Origin of the sequence: Nitrosomonas ureae, assembly GCF_900108305.1 — a bacterium.
GTDB lineage: Bacteria > Pseudomonadota > Gammaproteobacteria > Burkholderiales > Nitrosomonadaceae > Nitrosomonas > Nitrosomonas ureae_B.
The window spans coordinates 74,682-98,455 of record NZ_FNUX01000011.1 but is presented as its reverse complement, the minus strand read 5'-3'; the positions used below and the strand labels follow the sequence as shown (position 1 = coordinate 98,455).

The 23,774-nt window shown below is 46.3% G+C and carries 20 protein-coding genes; 7 read left to right on the top strand and 13 right to left on the bottom strand.

All coding sequences use genetic code 11. The features are described from left to right. Nucleotides 1–86: 86 nt before the first annotated feature. Nucleotides 87–1,547 (bottom strand): SLC13 family permease, encoded by a 1,461-nt coding sequence (locus C4S39_RS08060; RefSeq protein WP_258039354.1) that lies wholly within the window; start codon nt 1,545–1,547, stop codon nt 87–89. 274 nt (nt 1,548–1,821) lie between these two features. On the opposite strand from C4S39_RS08060, the gene C4S39_RS08055 reads away from it, so the two are divergent. Next, nucleotides 1,822–2,343, top strand: coding sequence for a DUF3617 domain-containing protein (locus C4S39_RS08055; RefSeq protein WP_103966513.1), 522 nt, complete (start codon nt 1,822–1,824; stop codon nt 2,341–2,343). Nucleotides 2,344–2,348: 5 nt separating this feature from the next. Here the strand turns inward: C4S39_RS08055 and odhB are convergent, their stop codons facing one another. From odhB to C4S39_RS08030, 5 genes are all read right to left on the bottom strand, one after another. Continuing rightward, nucleotides 2,349–3,614 (bottom strand): 2-oxoglutarate dehydrogenase complex dihydrolipoyllysine-residue succinyltransferase, encoded by a 1,266-nt coding sequence (gene odhB / locus C4S39_RS08050; protein ID WP_103966512.1) that lies wholly within the window; start codon nt 3,612–3,614, stop codon nt 2,349–2,351. Nucleotides 3,615–3,628: 14 nt separating this feature from the next. Further along, the gene (locus C4S39_RS08045; RefSeq protein WP_103966511.1) at nt 3,629–6,460 is read right to left on the bottom strand and encodes a 2-oxoglutarate dehydrogenase E1 component; all 2,832 of its coding nucleotides are present in this window, start codon (nt 6,458–6,460) and stop codon (nt 3,629–3,631) included. A 27-nt stretch (nt 6,461–6,487) separates the two neighbouring features. Next, on the bottom strand, nt 6,488–7,789 hold the full coding sequence (gltA, locus tag C4S39_RS08040; RefSeq protein ID WP_103966510.1) for a citrate synthase: 1,302 nt from the start codon (nt 7,787–7,789) through the stop codon (nt 6,488–6,490). Nucleotides 7,790–7,867: 78 nt separating this feature from the next. Continuing rightward, nucleotides 7,868–8,101: an FAD assembly factor SdhE gene (locus C4S39_RS08035; protein WP_103966509.1), complete on the bottom strand. Its 234-nt coding sequence runs from the start codon at nt 8,099–8,101 to the stop codon at nt 7,868–7,870. Next, nucleotides 8,098–8,793, bottom strand: a complete 696-nt coding sequence (locus tag C4S39_RS08030) for a succinate dehydrogenase iron-sulfur subunit (protein ID WP_103966508.1) — start codon at nt 8,791–8,793, stop codon at nt 8,098–8,100. The genes C4S39_RS08035 and C4S39_RS08030 overlap by 4 nt, the downstream gene beginning before the upstream one ends. A 358-nt stretch (nt 8,794–9,151) precedes the next feature. Here C4S39_RS08030 and C4S39_RS08025 point away from each other — a divergent pair, with 358 nt between their 5' ends. The 5 genes from C4S39_RS08025 to C4S39_RS08005 all read left to right on the top strand — a co-directional run bounded on the left by C4S39_RS08025 (nt 9,152) and on the right by C4S39_RS08005 (nt 12,922). Beyond that, nucleotides 9,152–9,343, top strand: a complete 192-nt coding sequence (locus C4S39_RS08025) for an entry exclusion lipoprotein TrbK (RefSeq protein ID WP_103966507.1) — start codon at nt 9,152–9,154, stop codon at nt 9,341–9,343. A 661-nt stretch (nt 9,344–10,004) separates the two neighbouring features. Further along, a complete protein-coding gene (locus tag C4S39_RS08020) occupies nt 10,005–10,946 on the top strand; it encodes a DnaJ C-terminal domain-containing protein (protein WP_103966506.1) in 942 nt (313 codons plus the stop codon). Nucleotides 10,947–10,949: 3 nt separating this feature from the next. Beyond that, nucleotides 10,950–11,267 carry a chaperone modulator CbpM gene (locus tag C4S39_RS08015; RefSeq protein ID WP_103966505.1) on the top strand — a complete coding sequence of 106 codons (318 nt, stop codon included), beginning with the start codon at nt 10,950–10,952 and terminating at the stop codon, nt 11,265–11,267. A gap of 42 nt (nt 11,268–11,309) precedes the next feature. Beyond that, on the top strand, nt 11,310–11,741 hold the full coding sequence (gene trxC / locus C4S39_RS08010; RefSeq protein ID WP_103966504.1) for a thioredoxin TrxC: 432 nt from the start codon (nt 11,310–11,312) through the stop codon (nt 11,739–11,741). A 32-nt stretch (nt 11,742–11,773) separates the two neighbouring features. After that, nucleotides 11,774–12,922 carry a S1C family serine protease gene (locus C4S39_RS08005; RefSeq protein ID WP_103966503.1) on the top strand — a complete coding sequence of 383 codons (1,149 nt, stop codon included), beginning with the start codon at nt 11,774–11,776 and terminating at the stop codon, nt 12,920–12,922. Nucleotides 12,923–13,019: 97 nt separating this feature from the next. Here C4S39_RS08005 and C4S39_RS08000 read toward each other — a convergent pair whose 3' ends face one another. From C4S39_RS08000 to C4S39_RS15300, 6 genes are all read right to left on the bottom strand, one after another. After that, nucleotides 13,020–16,739: a translocation/assembly module TamB domain-containing protein gene (locus C4S39_RS08000; RefSeq protein WP_258039353.1), complete on the bottom strand. Its 3,720-nt coding sequence runs from the start codon at nt 16,737–16,739 to the stop codon at nt 13,020–13,022. Nucleotides 16,740–16,865: 126 nt separating this feature from the next. Next, complete coding sequence (locus tag C4S39_RS07995) at nt 16,866–18,773, bottom strand: autotransporter assembly complex protein TamA (protein ID WP_103966501.1); 1,908 nt, start codon at nt 18,771–18,773, stop codon at nt 16,866–16,868. Between the two features lie 104 nt (nt 18,774–18,877). Next, a complete protein-coding gene (locus tag C4S39_RS07990) occupies nt 18,878–19,861 on the bottom strand; it encodes an NAD-dependent epimerase/dehydratase family protein (protein WP_103966500.1) in 984 nt (327 codons plus the stop codon). After that, the gene (locus C4S39_RS07985; protein ID WP_103966499.1) at nt 19,858–20,880 is read right to left on the bottom strand and encodes a ketopantoate reductase family protein; all 1,023 of its coding nucleotides are present in this window, start codon (nt 20,878–20,880) and stop codon (nt 19,858–19,860) included. Before C4S39_RS07985 ends, C4S39_RS07990 begins: the two co-directional genes overlap by 4 nt. Before the next feature lie 248 nt (nt 20,881–21,128). Continuing rightward, nucleotides 21,129–22,172, bottom strand: a complete 1,044-nt coding sequence (locus C4S39_RS07980) for a hypothetical protein (protein ID WP_103966498.1) — start codon at nt 22,170–22,172, stop codon at nt 21,129–21,131. Between the two features lie 103 nt (nt 22,173–22,275). Continuing rightward, the gene (locus tag C4S39_RS15300) at nt 22,276–22,434 is read right to left on the bottom strand and encodes a hypothetical protein (RefSeq protein ID WP_181023788.1); all 159 of its coding nucleotides are present in this window, start codon (nt 22,432–22,434) and stop codon (nt 22,276–22,278) included. Between the two features lie 17 nt (nt 22,435–22,451). Here C4S39_RS15300 and C4S39_RS07975 point away from each other — a divergent pair, with 17 nt between their 5' ends. Continuing rightward, complete coding sequence (locus C4S39_RS07975; protein WP_258039352.1) at nt 22,452–22,649, top strand: transposase; 198 nt, start codon at nt 22,452–22,454, stop codon at nt 22,647–22,649. Nucleotides 22,650–22,888: 239 nt separating this feature from the next. On the opposite strand, the gene galU is transcribed toward C4S39_RS07975, so the two are convergent. Further along, nucleotides 22,889–23,770 (bottom strand): UTP--glucose-1-phosphate uridylyltransferase GalU, encoded by an 882-nt coding sequence (galU, locus tag C4S39_RS07970; RefSeq protein ID WP_103966497.1) that lies wholly within the window; start codon nt 23,768–23,770, stop codon nt 22,889–22,891. Nucleotides 23,771–23,774 lie beyond the last annotated feature (4 nt).

Below are 23,774 nucleotides of genomic sequence, written 5' to 3'. Positions count from 1 at the left end.
TGTTCTCCTTATTTTGATAATCGATCTGGGCAGATCTTTATCAACAGATTACACCGCTCTCTTCTCCTTACATACACCAGAAATGATCATAGCTCCGGCGTGCCTCCACTCAGATCAACGATGTTTTCGGCAAGGTATTTGGCAACTCCGGTTTTTTCCAGCGCCATGCCCAGCGAAAATGATGCCGCAATTGTGATGATGACCTTTAAATCGAGACTTCTTTCCGCTTGATTGGCAGTACAACAGCCGGCAATAATCATCAATCCGGCACCAATCAATGCAGCATTGAGCATAGTGATTATCTCAAAGCTGGCGGCTGTGATCACGCCCAATAAAATCATCCAGGCAACATAAGCTCTTTCATGACGCGGTGCTTCCGTATTCAGGTCATTAATCAGCAAAAAATCCTTATTGTAGCGTTGCCGGGTGACAAAGGCCGGTCTGGCTTCCAGCAATAATGTATCCCCTGCTTGCAGAATAATGCTGCCGAGATTACCTTTGATACGCTCGCCATGTCGTGCTACAGCCAGAACCGCTGCACCATAGCGAGCACGGAAGCGCGCATCGCGGATGGCATATCCCACCGCAGTACAATGCGGTGATACTACCGCTTCCACCAGACGCCGCTCAGGATGCCGCTCGGCAAAAGTTTGTGCTTGCCCCTCCTCGGCTGATGGCACAATTCCCTTAATACGCAACAAATCAGAAATTGCGTCGGTATCGCCGGCAAATACCAGACGATCTCCACCTTGAAGCACTTCATCGGCGGTTACAACGGTCAATACTATTCCGTTGCGCTCAATTTCAATCAAATACACGCGTTGCAAATGTCTTAGTCCGGCTTGTTCGATCGTTTTCCCAACCAAAGGGCCATCAGGTGCGATAGAAACTTCCAGTGTAAATTCCCGCAGATTGGAAAAAGCTTGACCTTGGGTGCGATCCGGCAACAGCTTAGGGAAAAATAACCACATAAATAAAAAACCAGCTATCGCTACGGGTATTCCAACTGCAGTGATCGAAAACAAAGAAAATCCGGGCTCACCAGTCAATGCCTGATATTGTCCATTGACAATCAGATTGGTGCTGGTTCCGATCAGCGTTACCGTACCGCCTAAAATTGCCGCATAACTCAGTGGGATCATAAGCTTGGAAGGTGAAATTCCGATCTTCCTCGACCAACTATAAATTGCCGGAATCATCGTAGCTACCACTGGTGTATTGTTAAGAAAGCTGCTCAAAAATGCAACCGGCCAAAACATGCGATTTAGCGCTGCACGCGGAGTCGCAGGTCTGCCCAATAACGTATTGACAAGCAGATCAATCGCACCGGAGGCATGCATACCGGCTGCTACCACAAACATGCCTGCAACCGTAATCAAACCAGAATTACTAAAGCCGCTCAACGCATCGGAACTACTTAGAATTCCGAGTGCGCTCAATAGCGTCAATGCTCCGATCATGATCAAATGAGGACCAATTCGAGTAGAAATGAGTGTTGCCAGCACCGCAATACATAACCCTAACGTAAACCAGCCTTGCCATTCCATATGTTCTACACCTCAAAGGAAAGTTTGAAATATACAGCAACTGATAGCGTGAACATAAATAACCAATTATTATAATGATATGATTACAACTTATATGCTGCCGCGCGCCAAATGATTAGGATTTCCTGTTTTACTCTGGAAGGTTATTCTCGAATCGGCTAAACTTACTAAAATCGGAAATTAATTTTCATAGCTCAACCCGCTACTTATCGGCACGATTTAACGAAACTTTTACCGGACTTGATGGTATCAAGAAACACACTACGAACATTTCATGCGAATAATTCTTATTGCAAGTTTGTTAACACTTATCTTCATGGCGCCTGGTTTTGCACATGAGCACATCCGTCCAGGCTTATGGGAAATTACCACTCGCTCTGAACTTTTAGCATTGGTACCGCATATTCCATCAGAACAAATGCAGCAACTCAGCACCCTTGCCCTCCGCTATGGGCTTAAATTACCTGAAATCGAGAATGACTCAACCACGTCAAAAATTTGTATTACCGAGGAAATGGCAAAGCAGGAAATTCCCACTTATTTTTATGAAGATCGATCCGGCTGTACGGTGAAAAATGCCTCCCGCACGGGTAATCGCTACCAGCTTGATCTGGCGTGCTCCAATCAACATTTTCAAGGAAACGGCTTTGCCCAAGGCAGCTTTACCAGTCCGGAAAGTTTCACGGGAAATACCGAATTCGACAGTACTATCGGTGCTAATCCGGTGCATGCATCTGCTGAAACGTCAGGCCGCTGGATCGGTAGCCGCTGTATCGCGATCAATCCATTACAATAATTGGTTTATTTTTCCAGTAATGGGCTCATCGGATATTCCAACGCTTCTTTCATTGCTACCAGAGATAATACCGCTTCCCGGCCATCAATAATCCGATGATCATAGGACAATGCAAGATAGTTCATTGGGCGAATCACAATTTGCCCGTTCTCCACTACAGGCCTTTCCTTGGTTGCGTGAATCCCAAGAATAGCGCTTTGCGGGGGATTAATGATAGGCGTGGACAGCATGGAACCAAATACACCACCGTTAGTAATTGAAAAAGTACCGCCGCTAAGTTCTTCGATACTCAATTTACCGTCTTGGGCGCGCTTGGCAAAATCAGCGATCTGCAGTTCGATTTCCGCCAGCGTTAAACGATCTGCATCGCGGATGACCGGTACCACCAGCCCGCGCGGACTGCTGACGGCGATGCCGATATCGTAGAAGTCGTGATAGATAATTTCATTGCCTTCAACCGAGGCGTTGATAACCGGGTATTTCTTAAGCGCAGCAATAACCGCTTTGATGAAGAACGACATAAAGCCCAGCTTTACGCCATATTCCTTCTCAAATTCAGCTCTATAGCGTGTACGCAAATCTATGACCGCCTGCATGTTAACTTCATTGAAGGTGGTCAGAATCGCTGCGGTAGATTGTGACTCTATTAAACGTTCTGCAATGCGTTGCCGCAATCGTGACATGGCGACTCTACGTTCAGTACGTGCTCCTGTCTTGGAAGTAACAATAGCTTCAGGCTTGGATTCAATTTCCAGGGATGTACTGGATTTGCGCTCCATATAGGTTTGCACATCCTCCTTGAGGATACGCCCTCTCAAACCACTACCTTTAATTGCAGAAGTTTCCGTGACCTTCAAATTGTTTTCTTCCGCTAATTTACGTGCAGCCGGCATCAACATAGGTATTGCTTGATTGCTATCTTCAACGTCAGAATCTTTTGTATTTTTCTCGGTAACAATTGCTGCTTCTTTTTCAGTCACGGCAGCCGGTTGATTATCCGGTTGAGGCGGTTTAGCGTCGGCAACCCCAGCAGCCTCGGTTTCAATCATGGCAATCACTTCACCACTGGTAACGGTAGCGCCATCATTTTTCAGCACTTTGGTCAATACGCCTGCACTGGGAGCAGGTAATTCCAGCACGACCTTGTCGGTTTCGATATCGATCAAATTTTCCGATCGATCGACATGATCCCCTGTTTTTTTATGCCAGGAGATTAAAGTAGCATCAGCTACTGATTCAGATAACACGGGTACTTTGACTTCAACTAACATGTGGTGCCCTCTTTTTATATTTTATCCCTGAATGCTGCCACGATTAATTCATTCTGTGTAAATTTATGCCTTGCCATATAACCAACGGCCGGTGAAGCTGCAGAAGCACGCAGTGCATAACCCAACACCTGATCGGATCGCATATGACGCAGAAGATAATGCTGAATACGATGCCATGCTCCCTGATTGCCTGGTTCTTCCTGACACCAAATAATTTCTTTGGCCTTACGGAAACGATCGATCTCAGCTTGAAATTCCTCGTGCGGGAATGGATATAATTGTTCCAATCGAATAATTGCCATGTCCTTGATGCGCTGTTCTTTACGGTAAGCCAATAACTCATAGTATATTTTCCCACTACAAACAATAATCCGCCTGATAGTTCTCGGATCCATGCTGTCGACTTCGGAAATAACCGGATAAAAATATCCATGCGCCAGTTCATCCAGATTCGACACCGATTCTTTATGGCGTAACATGCTCTTGGGACTCATGATAATCAACGGCTTGCGTATCGGTCTGATCATTTGCCGGCGAAGTAAATGATACATTTGCGCTGGGGTGGAAGGTATACAAACCTGAATATTATAGTCCGCGCATAACTGCAGAAAACGCTCTAACCGAGCGGAAGAATGTTCGGGTCCTTGTCCTTCATAGCCATGCGGCAATATCATCACCAAACCACATACACGCCCCCATTTAGCCTCACCCGAGGCGATAAACTGGTCGATTACCACCTGCGCACCATTGGCAAAATCGCCAAACTGCGCCTCCCAGATAATCAATTCATTGGGCTGTGTCGTTGCATAGCCATACTCAAACCCCAGCACCGCCTCCTCCGATAACATCGAATCAATCACGACAAAATCCGGTTGCTCAGGGTAAAGATGGCGTAATGGCACATAAATACGTTCGTTCTGATCCGCTGCTACCTGATCATGTAATACGGCATGACGATGAAAGAACGTGCCACGCCCGGAATCTTGACCGGACAATCTTACTGGATAACCTTCCTTCAGCAGGGTGGCATAAGCCAGATTCTCTGCCATTCCCCAATCCAGAGGCAATTCACCCTTACCCATCAAACGCCGATCGGCAATGATTTTTTCCACGCGCGAATGCAGCTTGAACCCTTGAGGAACTTCTGTCAGCCTTATAGCAAGCTGTTTCAGCGTTTGTACCGCAACACCAGCCTTAATCCGCTTATTCCATTTGAATGGCTTTAAGAAAGGTTCCCAGTTGATGGAATACGGAGATTTATAGTCATAACACACAGCCTTATTAGGATTGACACCTTCATCCATAGCATCACGATAAGATTTGATGAGATTGTCCGCATCTTCCGATTGGATTATTCCCTCGGCAATCAGTTTATCGACGTAGCGCTTGCGAGTACCTGCGTGTTGGTTAATGATCCGGTACATTTTTGGCTGTGTCACCATCGGCTCATCCTGCTCATTGTGGCCAAGGCGACGGAAACACACCATATCGATCACAACATCCTTATGAAACCGCATGCGGAAATCAAACGCCAGTTCAGTCACCATAACAACCGCTTCCGGATCATCGCCATTGACATGAAAAATTGGCGCTTCGATCATTTTGACGACATCGGTGCAGTACAACGTGGAACGGCTGTCACGCGGATCCGAAGTGGTAAATCCGATCTGATTATTAATGATAATGTGTACCGTCCCGCCAGTACCATAGCCACGAGTCTGGGACAAATTCAACGTTTCCATCACTACGCCCTGTCCTGCAAACGCCGCATCGCCGTGAATCAATACGGGCAATACGCGATCCCCCAGTTTATCGTTTAACAGATGTTGACGGGCTCGCACCGAACCCTCGACAACCGGATTAACAATTTCCAGATGCGAAGGATTAAAAGCCAATGCCAAGCGCACAATACCTTCAGATGTTTTAATAGCAGAAGAAAAACCCTGGTGATATTTCACATCCCCTGACGGCAAGTACTGCGGCTGTTTTTCTTCAAATTCGCGAAACAAATCGGCTGGCATTTTCCCCAGAGTATTTACCAGTACATTGAGCCGGGCACGATGCGCCATTCCCATTACAATTTGCTGAATGCCCGCTTTCCCCGCACGATGAATCAAACTATCCAGCAATGGAATCAGGCTCTCATTACCTTCTCCGGAAAAACGTTTCTGCCCTACATAGCGGGTATGTAGATAATTCTCCAGTCCCTCTGCCGCTGTGAGCCGTTCAAGAATATGATGCTTGACCTCAACGGAAAAATCCGGATTGGAGCGCTGCCCTTCCAGCCGAGCCTGTATCCAGCGTTTCTGTTCGACTGAAGAAATATACATATATTCAGCACCGATCGAACCGCAGTATGTCTCGCGCAGAGTTCGCAAAATTTCACGCAACGAAGCATGATCGGGCCCGACTAATGAACCGGTATTAAATACTTTATCCATATCTGCATCGGTAAATCCGAAATGCGCCGGATTCAATTCGGGGATGGCCAATTGTTGTTTGAGCCCGAGAGGATCAAGATTGGCTTGATTCAATCCGAGACTTCGATACATGTTGATGAGTTGCAGCACGGCCACCTGCTTACGATCATCAGAATCAATCGACATCACTTCCGGAAGCGCGGCTTGAATTTCCAAGCCGGCAGGTTTTGTAACTGGAGCAATGGCAACGCTGTTTGTTGGCGATTTACCGGCAATTGAGTCCGGTTGCCTGGCCAGTTTATCGAAGTATTCACGCCAGACCAGCGCTACAGAATTAGGATTATGCAGATATTCCTCATAAACCGCTTCTATAAAACCCGCGTTAGTTCCATACAAAAGAGTTTCTTCCATCAACAGCTTGTTCATAACAATGGCAGCTTTTATCGAGGATAATTATTTTTGAGAAAACGAGCTGGCAATATCCCGCAAGGCTGCACCTGTATAGAGCTGACGGGGGCGCCCGATTTTATAATCCGGATCAGAGACCATCTCGCTCCATTGCGCTACCCAGCCAACTGTTCTTGCCATCGCAAAAATCGCGGTAAACATACTGGTTGGAATACCTAATGCGCGTTGCACAATGCCGGAATAAAAATCGACGTTAGGATAGAGCTTGCGCGAAATAAAATAATCGTCTTCCAATGCGATTTTTTCAAGTTGCAGCGCAAGTTTGAACAAACGATCATTCTGTAAACCCAATTCATTTAAAACTTCATGGCAAGCTTCGCGCATCAGCTTTGCCCGCGGATCCATATTTTTATAGACGCGATGGCCAAAACCCATCAGCCGATAATTATCCTCTTTGTTTTTTGCACGTTGGATAAATTCGTCAATGCGCGAAACATCACCGATTTCCTCCAGCATATGCAAGCAAGCTTCGTTTGCCCCGCCATGCGCCGGTCCCCATAGGCAGGAAATACCGGCAGAAACACAAGCAAATGGGTTAGCGCCGCTAGACCCTGCCAAGCGTACGGTCGAGGTGGAAGCATTCTGCTCATGATCTGCATGCAGAATCAATATCCGGTCCAATGCACGCACAATCACCGGATTAGCTTCATATTTTTCTGTCGGCACAGAAAACATCATGTGCAAGAAATTCTCAGCATAGCTCAAGCTATTTTGCGGATAAACAAATGGTTGCCCAATGTTGTATTTATAAGCCATTGCAGTAATCGTCGGCAATTTTGCAATCAACCGCAATGCAGATTGCTCGCGATGCAACGGATCGGAAATATTCAGAGCGTCATGATAAAACGCCGATAAAGCGCCGACTACTCCGACCATCACCGCCATGGGATGAGCATCGCGACGAAACCCGCTATAAAATCGTACCAGCTGCTCATGCAGCATCGAATGACTTTTGATTTCATCATCAAATCCCGACTTTTGCCCAGGTGTTGGCAATTCACCCTGCAACAGCAAATAACACACATCGATAAAATCACAATGGAGTGCCAATTGCTCAATCGGATAGCCGCGATACAGCAAAATTCCTTTATCGCCATCAATGAAAGTAATCGCGGAATTATTACTGGCGGTTGACAAAAAACCGGGATCATAAGTAAACAAGCCACTCTGTGCATGCAACTTACGAATATCAATCACATCCGGACCCATGGTTCCGGATAAAACCGGCAGCTCGATAGGATCGCTACCGTTATTCAAATTCAAAGTCGCTTTGCCTTCTTGCGCCATATTACATCTCCACAAATTGCAATATTAAATCAGTATGCACTGTTAACGGATTAACGATGTTGATGAAAACACCCGGATCTAGTTCTTTTGCAGCAGTTCCAATATCGGCCGCCACTGCGTGTCACAATTGACTTGCTTTCCGCTGATCAGATCCCATAAATCATTATCCGGCAATGCCAATAATCGTTCAAATTGCAGCAATTCCGTTTCATCAAGCTGCCGGTAATTTCGATCCATGAACCGTTGCAACACGATATCCAGTTCAAGCATACCACGCCGGCAGCGCCAGCGTGCACGCTCAAATTCTTTCATACCATTCTCTTAACCATCATGTCTTTGATTCTGCCGATTGCCTGAGTTGGATTCAAGCCTTTAGGACACGCATCGACACAATTCATGATGGAATGGCAGCGAAACAGCCGATAAGGATCTTCCAGGTTATCTAGTCGCTCCGCCGTTGCCTGATCGCGGCTATCGGCGAGAAAACGATAGGCCTGCAATAATCCTGCAGGCCCGACAAATTTATCCGGATTCCACCAAAAGGAAGGACAGGCGGTAGTACAGCAAGCACATAAAATGCACTCATAGACACCATCCAAAGCAGCTCTTTCTTCCGGCGATTGTAACCGTTCCGTTTCAGGCGGCGGATCATTATTGATCAAATAAGGCTTGATCGAATGGTATTGCTGGAAAAATTGCGTCATATCCACGATCAGGTCACGAATCACCGGCAATCCAGGTAATGGCCGTATTTCAACTGGTTCTTTCAGGCTTTTAAGTGGTGTTATGCACGCCAATCCATTGCGTCCGTTGATATTCATCGCATCCGATCCGCACACGCCTTCACGGCAGGAACGGCGTAAACTCAAACTATCATCAATCGATTTGATTCGCAACAATGCATCCAATAGCATTTTATCCGTCGCAGTCAACTGAACGTCGTAATCCTGCATGTATGGCTTTTCATCTTTATCGGGATCATAGCGGTAAATTGAAAACTTCATTGGCCGGCTCCAGTAGGTTTGAATACTGCTTATAGTCGATAGAAATCCTTCAAAATACCTTGAAGTATACAGACATGAAACCAGATTAGCATATTTTGGTTTGGCTTTTTTTACATTGCTGAACGCATTAAACCGTACGCCCAATACACCAAGGGAAGTAGACAGGGCCGTAGTTTACGAATGAATTCGGCACATTCTCAATGCACTTTGCTCGGATCAGAATATAGTAAAAATACAAAAAGCATGGATTAAGGTAAAATGTGCCGCCAGGTTCATGTTTCCGGACCGACGTCAAACGATTGAGAGATCGAGTATCACCCACAAACCCTAATGAATATTTTATAGAGGAAGATTTTAGATGAATTTTAAAAAATATAGCATCGCTTGCATGATTGGTCTTTGTTTCTCTCTGATCGGTTGCGGCGGAGTACCCGAAGCAAATGCGGTAAATTGCGCAGGAAGAGGACTGGAATCCTCGCTTGCGGATTTGAAGGACAATGAAGCTGCGCGGCAAGCATTTCTTGATCAATGCGACGCTCTGAAAAAATAAAATTGCAGCATACCCATCGGGCGCTCGAGCTCAACCTCATGAATAGCGTCTAGATTCTGAGGTTGAGACCATTATCTATTTATTCTTATGCCATTCAAATTTTGCAAATAATCTTGAAAAATATCTGATTAATGGAGATTAGCCAAAATAAACAGTCAATAAGGCTGTTGCGCATTTTGAATGTTCCATGATGACTAGCTTTTGTATAATCGAATGGTTGTTTGATAATCCTAAGCAAATCTTCTACTTGTGCGTGCAGCGAAACCAGGCCTGAGGTTAAACAGGACGTGCACTATTGGAAAATCATTGCTATTCTTATACTTAGAAGCATGTCTCAGATTAATTCCCCAGGTTGTTGCACTTCAAAATCATGACCATTGAAGATAATGCGACCACCATTTCAACCGCTTCTTCACCGCAGCAGCATATCCATCATGCCGCCATCGGCAATCTTTACTGCTATGGCAAAGTAGCAGATATTCTGTATTAATCTCTGTTAATACAGAACCAATATATTGATTGCAGAGCTTTTAAATTGTGCCATAGGTATCATCAAGTAAATTCGGCGGAATAAATTTTTTCGCAATCAAAACTTTTTTATTTAGCTCAAAGCAGACATAATATTCATGATGTACTAATGCACTGAGCCAGGAGAATTAGCTTGGAATTTAAGGATTATTATAAAACGCTTGACATTGCGCGCGATGCGACGGCTGACGAAATCAAGAAAGCATTTCGCCGGCTGGCGCGTAAATATCATCCGGACGTTTCCAAAGAAATGGATGCCGAGCAAAAAATGAAAGAAATCAATGAAGCTTATACGGTGTTATCCGATCCGGAGAAACGCGCCGCTTATGATCAATTAGAACGACAGGGATTTCAGGCTGGCAGTGATTTTCAACCGCCCCCCGGCTGGGATGCGGGTTTTGAATTCACGGGACAAGGGTTTAGCGATGCGCAGGCCGCGGATTTCAGCGACTTCTTTTCGCAATTGTTTAGAAATCAAATGGGAAGTGACGCCCGGCACACTCACCGAATGCGCGGTGAAGATCATCACGCAAAAATTATGCTCGACCTGGAAGACAGTTATCACGGTACAACACGCAGTCTGACACTGCGCATGCCCAAGCTGGATAATCAAGGACGTACCATACTCGTTGAGCATACGTTAAATGTACGCATTCCCAAAGGAGTACATGCCGGACAAGTGATCCGGCTCGCCGGACAAGGTGGTCCCGGTCATGCTGGAGAAGCCTCCGGAGATTTGTTTCTGGAAGTTCATTTCAAACCGCACCCTCGCTATCGGATCGAGAACAAAGACATTTATGCCGCATTACCTGTCGCTCCGTGGGAAGCTGTACTGGGCGCCACAGTCAAGATACCGGTACCCGATGGTCTGGTCGATGTGCGGATACCGGAAAATTCCCAATCCGGCCGCAAACTGCGTTTAAAAGGCCGTGGTATTCCAGCGGCCACGCCCGGTGATTTATATCTAGTGCTGGAGGTAGTGCTGCCATCCGCTGCGACAGAAAAAGCACGAAAATTTTACCAAACCATGGCGCATGAACTCGCGTTTAATCCGCGCCAGAATCTTGGAGTCTAAACCATGTTGCAAGAAATCGATGCCATCGTACTCGAAGACACCACGCTCAGTTTGGATGATTTGGCGCGAAGCTGCCGGGTGAGTCGGGAATGGATTATTGAGCATGTTCAGTGGGGTTTGTTGCCAGATAAAAATCTCATCGATACGGATCCGAATGTATGGATATTTGATAGCCATAGCTTCTTACGCATTAAGAGGATAGTTGCAATTGAAAGGGATTTCGAATGCAATCCAGAATTGGCCGGTCTGGTTGCCGATCTGATCGAAGAAGTTGAATCGCTACGCACCCGTTTGAGAACGTCCGAACTGAACGAAAGCTAACAATTAATTTATACATTATCAAATTAGCAAGGAAAACCGCCCATGTCTTTACACATCGTGTGCCCGCACTGCCATGCGACCAACCGTGTACCGGCAAACCGCCTGAGTGCGGCACCAAAATGCGGCGCCTGCCATCAATTATTGTTTACTGCACTACCGGTTGAATTGACAGAAGATCACTTTAACCGGCATATTTCCAACAACGACATCCCCACACTGGTCGATTTCTGGGCGCCGTGGTGCGGCCCGTGCCGTATGATGGCCCCGGCTTTTTCCAAGGCAGCCACCACCCTGGAACCGGGAATGCGTCTCGCCAAAGTAAATACCGAAGAAGAACAAGCTCTGGCTGCTCGTTACCAAATTCGCAGTATTCCAACGTTGGCGCTATTTATGAATGGCAGAGAAATTGCCCGTCAATCCGGCGCGATGGGCGAGCAGGATATAATACGTTGGGCCAAATCCACAATCCAATGATATAAATAATAAAACCACAGGAACAATCATTCATGCCAACGTTACCACGATTTATCTCTATTTCATTGGCTGTCGTATTACTGGCGCTGTTTTTTCACAGCTTTCTTTACCATTATTTTCCAGATACGCTTCAGCCGGGCTATTTTTCCGCTGATGATAAACTTGAAGGCGCTGAACCACGAATAGTCCAGGCACGTGGCAATCTGGCTGAAGACGAAAGAAGCACAATTGAATTATTTGAAAACTCACGCGCTTCGGTGGTATTTATCACTACCCGCCAACGCGTTATGGATGCTTGGACGCGCAACATCTTCTCGGTCCCAAGCGGAACCGGTTCAGGTTTTATTTGGGATGACCATGGCCACATCATTACCAATCTCCATGTGGTCAAAGGCGCCAGCGAGGCCACCGTGCGCTTGACTGATGGGCGTGATTATAAGGCCTCGCTAGTAGGCGCGAGTCCGGCGCATGATATTGCAGTGCTGCGGATAGGCATCGGCTTGCAAAGACCGATCCCGGTTCCCTTGGGTACCAATCATGATCTCAAAGTCGGACAAAAAGTATTCGCCATCGGTAACCCCTTTGGCTTGGATTGGACATTGACCACCGGCATTGTTTCGGCACTGGATCGATCACTCCCGGGCGGTGACGGGCGCACCATTGACAATCTGATTCAAACCGACGCTGCCATTAATCCAGGCAATTCCGGCGGACCTCTGCTGGATTCTGCAGGCCGCCTGATTGGCATTAATACCGCCATTTACAGTCCCAGTGGCGCCAGTGCCGGGATTGGTTTTGCGGTACCGGTCGATACCGTCAATCGTGTAGTTCCGCAAATCATCAGCCGCGGCAAATATATTCGCCCGGCAATGGGCATCACGGTCGATAGCAAGCTCAATGATCGCTTGACTCAGCACCTGAAAGTTACCGGAGTTGTCATTTTGAGCATCAGCCCCGGATCTGCGGCAGATACGGCCGGACTTCAGAGCGCGACGATCACGCCCGAAGGTAACATCATCGCAAAGGATATTATTGTGGCTATAGAGGACAAGCCCATTGATTCGGTAGACAAATTACTTTCCCGCATCGATAGCTATAAAGTCGGTGATACCATCAAGATCACGGTATTGCGAAAAAGCGCGACTATTGATATATCGGTCACTTTGCAACCCGGTGAATGATAAAAAATTAAGCCAGTATTCTTGTGCTGAAAATATCTGACGGGCATAACAAGAAACCAGGATTCAAGAGCTAGGAAGTGATAATTCGCACAGTCATTCAATCAAACTGAATCGTATAAAACAGATCAGCTGCGCTATCTTCACCTGTTTGAGTAACAATGGTTAGTTTTGGCGTAAGATTATAGGTCAGTTTTGTGATGCCCATTGTAGCTGCCGTCAGGCCACGTTCATAGCTCAGGTACGCGCGCGACGATAGGCGTTTTCCAACCACACCAATTTGCCCGGTCAATGAACTGCCGATGCCGGCTTGTCTGAATGAGATTTCATCGATCCCCAGGGCAGCACTTATTTTCTCCGTAATGCCTTCTCCGGATTGACCGCCTAATATCGATCCGGCAGCCGCCAACAACACTGATGTATCCAAGCCGCTCGCGTCCGGTTTTCTTCCCAACACGATCCAGGAAAGCTTTTCGGTATCAGGAACATCCGGCGTTGATATAAGCTTCACGCGCGGATAACGCACCGAGCCCATAATTTCAACGCCGGCTTCAACCGCCAAATTTTCCCGTAACGCCAGAATATTTAATTCCGGATCATCCAAAGGCCCCTGGAAACTGACAATTCCACGTTTAACCGAAAGGTTCTGACCATATGCTTTAAACGAAGTATCCTGCGCCACAATGGTACCGTTGAGCTTCAGCTTGTTCTTCTCATCACTTTGCACCTGCAGCTGACCTGCAAGGCGGCCTTCCAGACCAGCCACGCGGATATGGAATCTTTCGCCTAAATTCAGGTTCATGTTTAAAAGTAGCGACAAGTTTTGCCTGGTTTGCTCCGGAGTGTTTACAAAAACAATGTCTTCTGCCAATTCCGGGCGGCCTTCCGGCGGTTGCAGCAACAAGCCTGCGTCAGCCCATAAATTCCCTTTCACATTCAATCGGCTATTCTGGAACCGGACTTCTCCAGAACCGGATGCGACAACCCAATATTCGGCTTTATGCGCCAGCGGCAATTGATCGATTATGAAATCCATCCGGCTTTCATTACCCGCGAGCCCGATATTGCCGGTAATGGTTAACGATCCCCGCATGCCATCGGATTCGAAATCACCAAACAAGCGCTTGTCCGGAGGTACTTCATGAGGTGTAATAAAATGGAGCCGGTCAATTTCTAAATCCTCTTGATGAAATCTTGCTGTCATCGTACCTTGCTGTAAGTTGATTCCCTGATCCAGTAATACCACACTCAACTTACTACCGGAAACTGTTCCACTGAAATCCGGCTGCTGCAGCGTACCTTGAATATCGACATGAGCCTGAATCTGCCCCTCTGTACTCATGCTGCCGCCAAGTAGTGCATTAAGCCAGTTAAAGGTATTGATATCCACGTTGACCTTACCATGCAATGCCGATTCACGGGAAATCGACCAACCGGAACCGGATTGCTTGATTGGCATGGTTAAATCAGCTGTAGCGGAACCGATAGATTGACTGAATAATTTGAATTCACTGATTAATTTTCCATCCTCAGCGATCACCATCAACTGCAATTTTTCCATACCCAATGGCTGCGGTACTTCACCGGGTAGATACCAATCACCCTGTTTCCGGAAAATTTTCAAATTGCCGGTTAATTGCTGGGTAGAAACAAAATCCCAGTGACCACCCAACTGCAGATGAGATTGATTGGATGCTTGCTGCGAACCAGGAAGTAAAACAATGCCGGAAAAGTCGCCTTGAGTTTTCCAATCCTTCGGCGTCCAATGTAATTGATCAATGTTGGCAAATCCACCCGATAGGGAAAATCTGGCTTGATCCAAGGAAATCGCTTGGGCGCTGACTGAAAATGCCGCGGGTGACAGCAAGTGTACGGGCATTTCGCCAAGGGCTGCAAACTCAGTAAATTGACCAGTCCAACGCAACGATTGCAAGGATTTCTTAGGATCCACTCCACCTGCTGCTGCTAACCGGAAAGTAATATCCTCATTGATCTGTGCTTTAACCGATAGAATGTGATTCGAAATTTTTCCCTGAGTACCGATCATCAGCTTCTTGATTGCAACTTTCTCATGCGCATCATAGTGCTCAATCGAAGCTTCCAATGAAATTGCTTCATTGTGCAGACCCGCATCAACATTAACTCCTGACACGCTTCGATTGTCTGGAAAATACAAATGCTTGCTTGCAAGTTTAAGATCAAGGCCGGGTGCTTCAAAGCTACCTGCAAGATTCGCGCTTATTTGTAAATCGCCCGCCAATCCAAATCCCAATTGTGCCAGATCCGGCGCTTTAAGGCGCAGATGGAGTGCGTTCCCCTTCTCATCCATGCTGCCCTGCATCACCAGATGATTGGATCCCGCCTTTAATTCCGCTTTTCCATCAAATGCATTAAGACCATTAAAGGCGATTTCACCAGAACCGCTTACCGGGGATTTCGCCAGACGGCTATTTTGGATCGTGTATTTTAATACGCCAGAAATGCGTGGCGACAACTGCCCGGATAAGTATAGGGCCGCATTCAGATTTGAGTCCGCTGTCCGGACAAAATCCGCAATATTAAAATTTGCCAACTTGCCTGAAAGCTCAAATAATTGCTCGTGATCCAACGCAATCTCGCCGCGTCCGGTAAATTGTGATTGATTGCGCTGCAAATTCAATTGCTCAAGCGCGACGTTCTCTCCGGATCGAGCAATCACCGCTGCTAAATTGACCGATTTATCCTTAAGATGAATACGTGCAGACTGTGTTTGCGCAGTGCCGGACAATTCGATTTGCCCGGAAACCTGCGCCGCTTGCAAACGGCTATCGATATGGTATGGATTTAATCGTTCGACTCGTATATCGGCTGATCCGGATTGCTCATCCCAACGCCAAATTAAATTACCGCGAAGCGATCCATTGCCATTCATTTGCGCGTCAATTTCCTGCAATCTCAAAGATTCCGAAGTAAGCCATATTCGCGTGCTGAATAAGGACAAAGGAAGACCGCCTGCATCGTATGTAGCAGCCGCATGATTCTCAACTCGCATCGTGCCTTCCAGTCGTGCGGAATCATTTTGCGCAAAATGCGCGGATAGTGAAAGACTGGCTTGAGGTGCTGCAGAAATAAAGCTTGCAGGATTCAGCCGTTCGATATTGGCATCCAGTTGTACCACAGGATTATCTGCAAAAGGATGTAATTGCAGTTGCAAATCTCCTGCGATCGTGGATTGCATCGTGCTGGCTTGAATCGTCATGCGCTCCAGGTTGCCCGTGATCAGCATCTGCGCATCACCCCATGAATCAACGCCCGACAAATCAATTTGAGCTGATAAATCAAACGGGGAGTTGCCGTTAAATTCCGCTGATGCGTTAACCGAAACCCACGGAGTATAAAAATTGAGGAATTTCAGTTGATGCGTATGGCCATCACTTTCCAGTGCCAGCGCAAGGTTGGTTATGACAGGTTCGACGCTCTTATTTTCTGCCGTTGCCAAATCCATCGAATCGATAGTCAATGCATGAATCGACAACGCCAAGGGAAGATTCAAACTTTCAGGCAATGTACCGCGCGGAGTATCTTTTCCCGGAACCAATTGATGAATTCTCAATGTTTCTACCGTCAACTGATCAATCGCGATCTGCTTGTGAAACAACTCACCCGGATTCCAAATGATACGGATATTTTGCACCTCAAGCTTAAATTCATCACCGGCAAAATGAATATTCTCAATCCGTAGATCATGTAACACCCCTCGAACACCAACAAAATGAATCGCCCCGGAACTCAATCGATGAATGACGGAGAAAGTCCATTGCAGCCCTGATTGACTATTCAAAAGCCAATATCCGGTAAGCAAAACGCAAACCAGCATTATCGATATCAAACTCGCAAGCCATCTGAACCGATGCGGGCGATTTTCTGATCCTTGATTGCCAATGGATGGATTTATCATGTATGCAACTCAGAATGCCACAGCCATTGAGAAATGCACGCGTAACGAACCGGTTTCGTGCCCCCGGGCCAAGTCAAGCGCGACCGGCCCCGCCGGACTGCGCCAGCGGATACCGGAGCCATAACCTAGAAAAGGGTGGATTTTTCGCCAGTGATCCTCGGCGCCACCAATATCGGCAAAAGCCGCAACGCCCCATTGCTGCGTCAACCAATGCGTGTATTCAGCGGTACCTGTTACCATGACGAGCCCGCCCACAACTGCATTGCCTTCTTGTACGCCAATTCCTTTAAAATCATATCCTCGCAGCGAGTGAATGCCCCCGGCGCGAAATAGATATTCCTGCGGAATACCAAAGCGCGACGCGGCAAACGTATAGCCAACCTCCGCACGCAAAAAAAAGACATCCTGAGAACCAACGGGCCACCAAGTCTGATGCCGTGCATAAGTACGAAGAAAATCCTGATCCGACAGGAACATCTGGCTGCCGCCGCCGATACGCAGCTCTGTCACGTCACCACGCCGGATATTAACCGGATCATCAACAACTTGGCGCCTCCAGCGCCAATCGAGGACTAATGCTTCATTAATCTGATTAATCGCACCGGCTGGTTTTTTACTTTCATGATGCCAATTCAAACCAAAATGCATTTGAATTTTTTGAGTTTGGTAATTTCGTGTTATACCGACTTTTTCTTCAATAGTTTTCAAATTTTCGATATCGGTCATTTGCAAACTGGCGCCCAATGAATAATTGACATTGTTCTGATCAGGCAAGGTATCAATGCCGGCAAAAAAAGTTTGCCGCTTTTGTTCCAGACGCAACATACTGGTTAAATTCCAGGCTCGATCCATGAAATCATGATTGCGGTAATTGATCTCGCCACGAGCGCCATTATTTGAACTGTAACCGGCGCCAAAGGCAAAACGCTGCGATAGCGCCTCCGTCAGCATAACCTGTACAGGAACGGATCGATGTTGCGCGACATCCGGCGTAACACTGACCGAAACGGAGCTAAATTGCGGCCCTTTCTGCAACGTGATTTGATAAAGATGCAATACATCCCGCCGATAAACATCACCCACCTTAAAAGGCGCCAGGTTAGTGATCAATGCGGAATCAAACCGCTCCAATCCGGTGATTTGTATTTCACCCAAATGAAAAACAGGCCCGGAATCGATGATGATGGAAAGATCAGCCCGCGCATCATCAGGATTAACAGTGGCTTTACTGTTCACAATATACGCCGCAGCAAATTCTTCCTGGGTTACATCGGATAACAAAGCCGCTTTTGCTTTTTCCCATTCGGAAGAACGAAAGGGTAAACCTTCTCTCAATGGCCATGTAGCGCGGAGCTGCTTGATGCGCTCCTGATATTTGCCATCCTCGCGAGCAACTTCACCTTGAAATGTAATTAAAACATTGCCGACGCGCGTCAATACGCCGGGATCAATTTTGATCTCGGGCATGGCAACATTATCCTGAATTTGCTGCAACACTGAAATCGATGGGGAAAAATAACCTTCAGTTGCCAATAAATCGCGGATTTCTTTTTGTGCACGGTATAAGAAGATTTCTTCAGCAGCAGCATCCGCAAACGGTTCTGATGGAAGCCTAAGATATTTAACAAGAAGCTTTTTAATGCGATTAGGTGCCGATAAGATAACTACTGTCGAGTCTTTGGTCGAATTCTGCGCCTCCTGCACTGCAGCAATACTCGGATTCAGGTTAAGGAATACCAGCAGGTTAATTATCCCAATTCGGATATAAAAACGGCCAGAGAAAAACCGGGAGCTTAGCTTAGCGATTCGATCAAATATTAGAAATATCCTCGATATTATTAATTCTATCTGCTTTATCAAACGCTGCAAATAATACTGCAAATTTTCCACTATCGTTTTGATTTGACAGGAAACCATGCCAATTGCTTGAAAACATACCGTTTATTGTATTTATGATCCAATTATCCGGGTTCGTCGTAATACACATTCGACCACCTAATCGGTACAATCTTATATCAAAACTAGAGCCAGCCCTGTAACCGATACCAGGCTATGGCATCATGAGCAGCCGTTTTTATTGGACGTGGTTGTAATTCGAGCTCAGTCAAGCTGACGGATGGATCAAAAAACATACTGCGGCGAGTCAAACGCACCCCGGTTATCGTGGCGAGCGGCATTTCTCCGCTGACATGGTCTGCCCATGCTTCACTGATCCCTGCTGCAAGCAGGGCAACCAGGTAAGGAACCCGCCAACGCGGCAAGGGTTGACCCGTTTCCTTGCTTAGAATGCTTAACCAATCTGAAAGCAAGAGATTTTCCGCTCCCAGCAAATAACGAATTCCCGTTCTACCTTTCTTCATTGCCGCAATCATGCCAGCCGCCACGTCTCTGGCATCAATGAGATTGAACTGGCAATCCAGAAAAGCTGGCAGCTCTCCCCTGCAAAACGCCAGCGATAATCGCGTTGGCGGTGTTTTCAACCGATCTCCAGGTCCCACGGGTAAGGTGGGACTGACCACAACAATGGGAGCGCCTTCTGACACCATCTTAAAAACTTCTTCCTCTGCAAGAAACTTGCTCAGACAATATGGACCCAGCATATCGCTTGCTTTGAGCCGGAGTGTCTCAACCGCGTCTCCCTTGGGGTTGCGGGATGTCAGAATGCTTTCGGTACTGGTATACAATATCCGTTTGGCACCGCTCTCGAGCGCAGCACGCATAACGTGGAACGTGCCGAGACGATTAATGCTATCGAATTCCCGCCGGTCACGGCGCCAGAGATTAGGATCTGCCGCCAAATGATAGACATACTCGCAATCACGCGTAACTTTCTTAACCGCGTGCTCGTCACGAATATCGGCACTGATCAGTTCGATCCGATTCAGTGGCAAATGATCGACGCCAGCTCCCGGCCGTTCCAGGACGCGAACTGATTGACCCTCATCAAGTAATTGAGCAACTAAATGCGCACCTAAAAAACCAGCACCACCCGTGACTAAAATCAAGACGCAATCCTCTCGGCCCACTGATCTGCCAAATTTTGCAGGTGTTGATAGTTTGGCTTCAAGCCTTCAGAAGTTATTTTATTAATGAGTACAAGCACGGCACGATTCAAGGGACAAGGAAACTCTCCGGCAAGCCGGATCAGGTGACCGGTATACGCATCGATTTCAGTACGCGCGTGATCGACATGAATATCGGGTGCCATGGAGCAATAGGTACCGCGCAGAGATGGGCGAAAAAATATAGCCATCAGTGCCGGCAACCAGGGCGTGCGCAAAATTAAAGACACGGTATCCGGGTGAAAAGGACCAATACGGGCAAGCGGCACTTTGGCATTTTGAAGGATCGCATAATTCTCTTGCAATAATGTAAAAAAAAGCAGTTTGGCCAATTGATCGCTTAACAACGCTCCATTATCCACACCAGCCGCAGCCGCAAGCGGTGATATGGCAGCATTGTACATAAGCTTTGTTGCCTTATAAGGTCGTATGTCTTTAACAAGTTCAACAGGAAATAACCTGGCTTTTCCCAGAGCCAGGGCCAATGACATTATCTCAACATGCTCGTCACTTGAGATGGACCGGCGCGCTCCGATGTGCAGGCTACCCGGCCGGGTGATTCTGGTTATCGGGCGATCACGCTGGCATTCCGAAACAAAAGAGGCAATGCCTTCACACGCATGACTGCGCCGGTCAAGATCGGGATCGAAACCATTCTGTATCGGAACCAGAAAAGCATCATCTGACAAACGAGCCAGTACTTTTGGATTGTCATAGGTTTTAGTACATAGCAGAATAAATCCTTCTTTCGGGGGTATCCAATCGTCGAAAGAAACGAATGAAGCATCTTGCGTTCCCAATGCAACTATCGTTACACCGTGCTTTGCACCTTCAGTTATCTTGCTGCGATCACTGTCCACCAAAATCACGACATAGCCTTGCCGTGCCAGCGCCCAGCCAAGCACTGCGCCAATACCGCCAATCCCTAGGATATGAATTGGTTTGTTGATTAAATTAGGCATCTATCTTACCGAATCCAAAATAATTTTTAAAAAATAACAAGCAAGGGAATCTCGGGATGCTCATCCGTAAGTGGGTGTTCATATGTCACCGCGAAGAGATCCGGACAGATGTCAGATAATTCCGGATGCAGATAACATTGCGATAAATAGTAATCTAAAAACTCAAATTCCGCGATTTATATTTCGCTCACTGTTAAGACATCCTGAGAATGCACGTGATTTTCTGGATCGACCTGTTATCTGTATTTTTATTTCAGAGCATTTTTTATATTAATCAAGTGCTTTTCCATTCTATGGCGCATTTGCTCGCGTCCGACCGAGTGTTTCAAACCACTGCCAAAACCTGTCACTTGATCGGTAAAAGTCCGATTCGTGTAGAAAACCAATGAACCATTGCGATAAGGTAGGGAACCAATAATAAACTGGTTTGAATTATAGGAATGTTCCACATAAAACTGCCGGGAAAGAATTATCCCGCCAGCTTTCTCAGTCAATATCATGCGATGCAGCAAAACGGCGGTTGAACGATTCTCAACCTGTCGATTAATCAAAAAAAACCGTTCTTCAGCATTAGCTGGCATAACGACAGGATAATTAAGCCAAGCCTGATAAAGCTCAGGAAAATGATTGAGCAACACTTTGTTGCTTAATATCGCTTTGCGTAATTCCTTACCAGGGTCAGAAACTCTGCCAGCACCACGATCATAAGTGGCAATTCCCTTCAAACCCTCTTTACGGTAAGCCTGCCACCGCTCGAATAAAATCTTCCTGTAAGATTCTGTTATTGAATCAGGATGTTCTGATTTTATGGTTTGAAGGGTCTTGAATTCTTGAGCCGACAGATTAAAGGTGTCCCCCGGTTTGGCAGCTAAAAGATCCGCTTCATCTTTATCACCCAATTTAAAATTTAACTCTTTAAAAGAACTGAGTGTCGTTTGCGGCGAAATAAGCGATTGAGAAATAATTTCAGTATCCACCGATATCATGCCTTTATTTCTGAGGAACTCAACAACCTTGGCAGGCGTTGACGAAATATAAATAGCGACACCGGCAGCTAATTCCTTCTTGTCATTCTCAGTAACCTGAAAAGAAACAACTTTCCCTCGTTTCAAATTTGCGAGGTCTTGCTGCAAAATTCCAAGCTGCTGGATTAGCCCTTGGATATGCATAGAGCTTGCGGCCTGCACGGAAAAAGCGCAACTCAAGACCAAGACAACAATTATCTTGCTCCCTGTCTTATAGTCATAAAATAGCTTTTTTAAGGCTACGGGTTTGATTTCATCAGATTCCATTATGAATTATCTACAATAATAACAATGCATTATGACATCATCGGAAGCGAATATTTTTATTGAATCTACAGTGACCAGAATACTAGCAACAAAAAGAATATAGTCAGAAAACGGCCCAAGTGGGCGGGATGGCAAGCTTCGAGTAATCGGCAAATCGGTATTTTCCCAGACCCATTACCAGAGTATTAGCCGGATACGACACTGAACCAACAAGACTAGTTGCAGCCATTGCGACTACCATCATAACAGTTTGCGCTGACATGCCCAACATCATGCCGATTGTCAAAGCGAACGGTATCACGATTAGTCGAGTATTACAGTAGACATGATCGGAGCACCCTGAGGAATGGTGAGTTCTGGACGGATGACTATTACGCTGCAACTGTAGGTGAGAAAGCGGACTGGGGCGTAATTGAGCGGTATGCAAAGAATCAAGACAGACCAAAAGAAAAGCTGTATCAGTTTGAGCGTTTCTAAGCCTCGCGGTCTTGAAACATATTATTTATTTTATATAACAATAACTTAATTTACTTTTTCTAATATTTTACTAGGCTAACGGATTGTTCTGCTAGCCTAGAGCTTAGAAAATTCAAGTAGGGCGGCATGGAAACATAAAGAATTTTGCAAAACCTCAACACATAGAGATAGCGGAGTTTTACGCCGATCTGGCTCGCCTTAATACGTGAATCTCAGTTATTATGTGAGTCTAATAACTATCAGGAATATTCTTTTGTTAAATCAGTTAAATATGTTTTGAATTCCTGCTTAAGTTCAGGGTGTTGCAATGCGAACTCTACCGTTGCTTGCAGATAACCTGACTTACTCCCACAATCAAAGCGTTTGCCTTGGAATTCATAACCTAGTACAGATTCTTCTTTTAGCAGCTTTGCAATACCGTCCGTAAGTTGAATTTCATTGCCAGCGCCGCGCTCGGTTTGCTCCAGAAGTTTAAAAATTCGTGGCGTCAGAATGTAATGTCCGACAACTGCAAGATTGGAAGGCGCTTGATCAACCGCCGGTTTCTCAACAATGGCATTAACTTTGGACAATTTATCCGAAATTGGCGTGCTATCGATTATACCGTAGCGGTTAACCGTTTCGTGCGGCACCCGTTCAATACCCAAAATTGAACAATGATTTTGATTATAGATATCGGCCATTTGACTCAAACAGCATTGCTCATTCGCATTGATCAAGTCATCGGCCAGCAGTACCGCGAAAGGTTCATCACCGACTACAGATTGCGCGCATAAAACGGCGTGCCCCAGTCCCAATGCCTCCGTCTGGCGGATATAAACGCAATCAATACGAGACGGCAGAATGTTGCGAACTACATTGAGCATTTCCTGCTTTCCTCCTTCCTCCAGCTTAGCTTCTAATTCAAAAGCTTTGTCAAAATGATCCGGTATTGAACTCTTGTTACGACCGATAATGAAAATTAACACATCGATGCCCGCAGCAACAGCTTCCTCTGCGGCAAACTGAATCAATGGCTTATCAACGATAGGCAGCATTTCCTTGGGATTCGCTTTGGTTGCCGGTAAAAAACGGGTTCCTAACCCGGCAACAGGAAATACAGCTTTTCTGATTGCTTTCATTCAA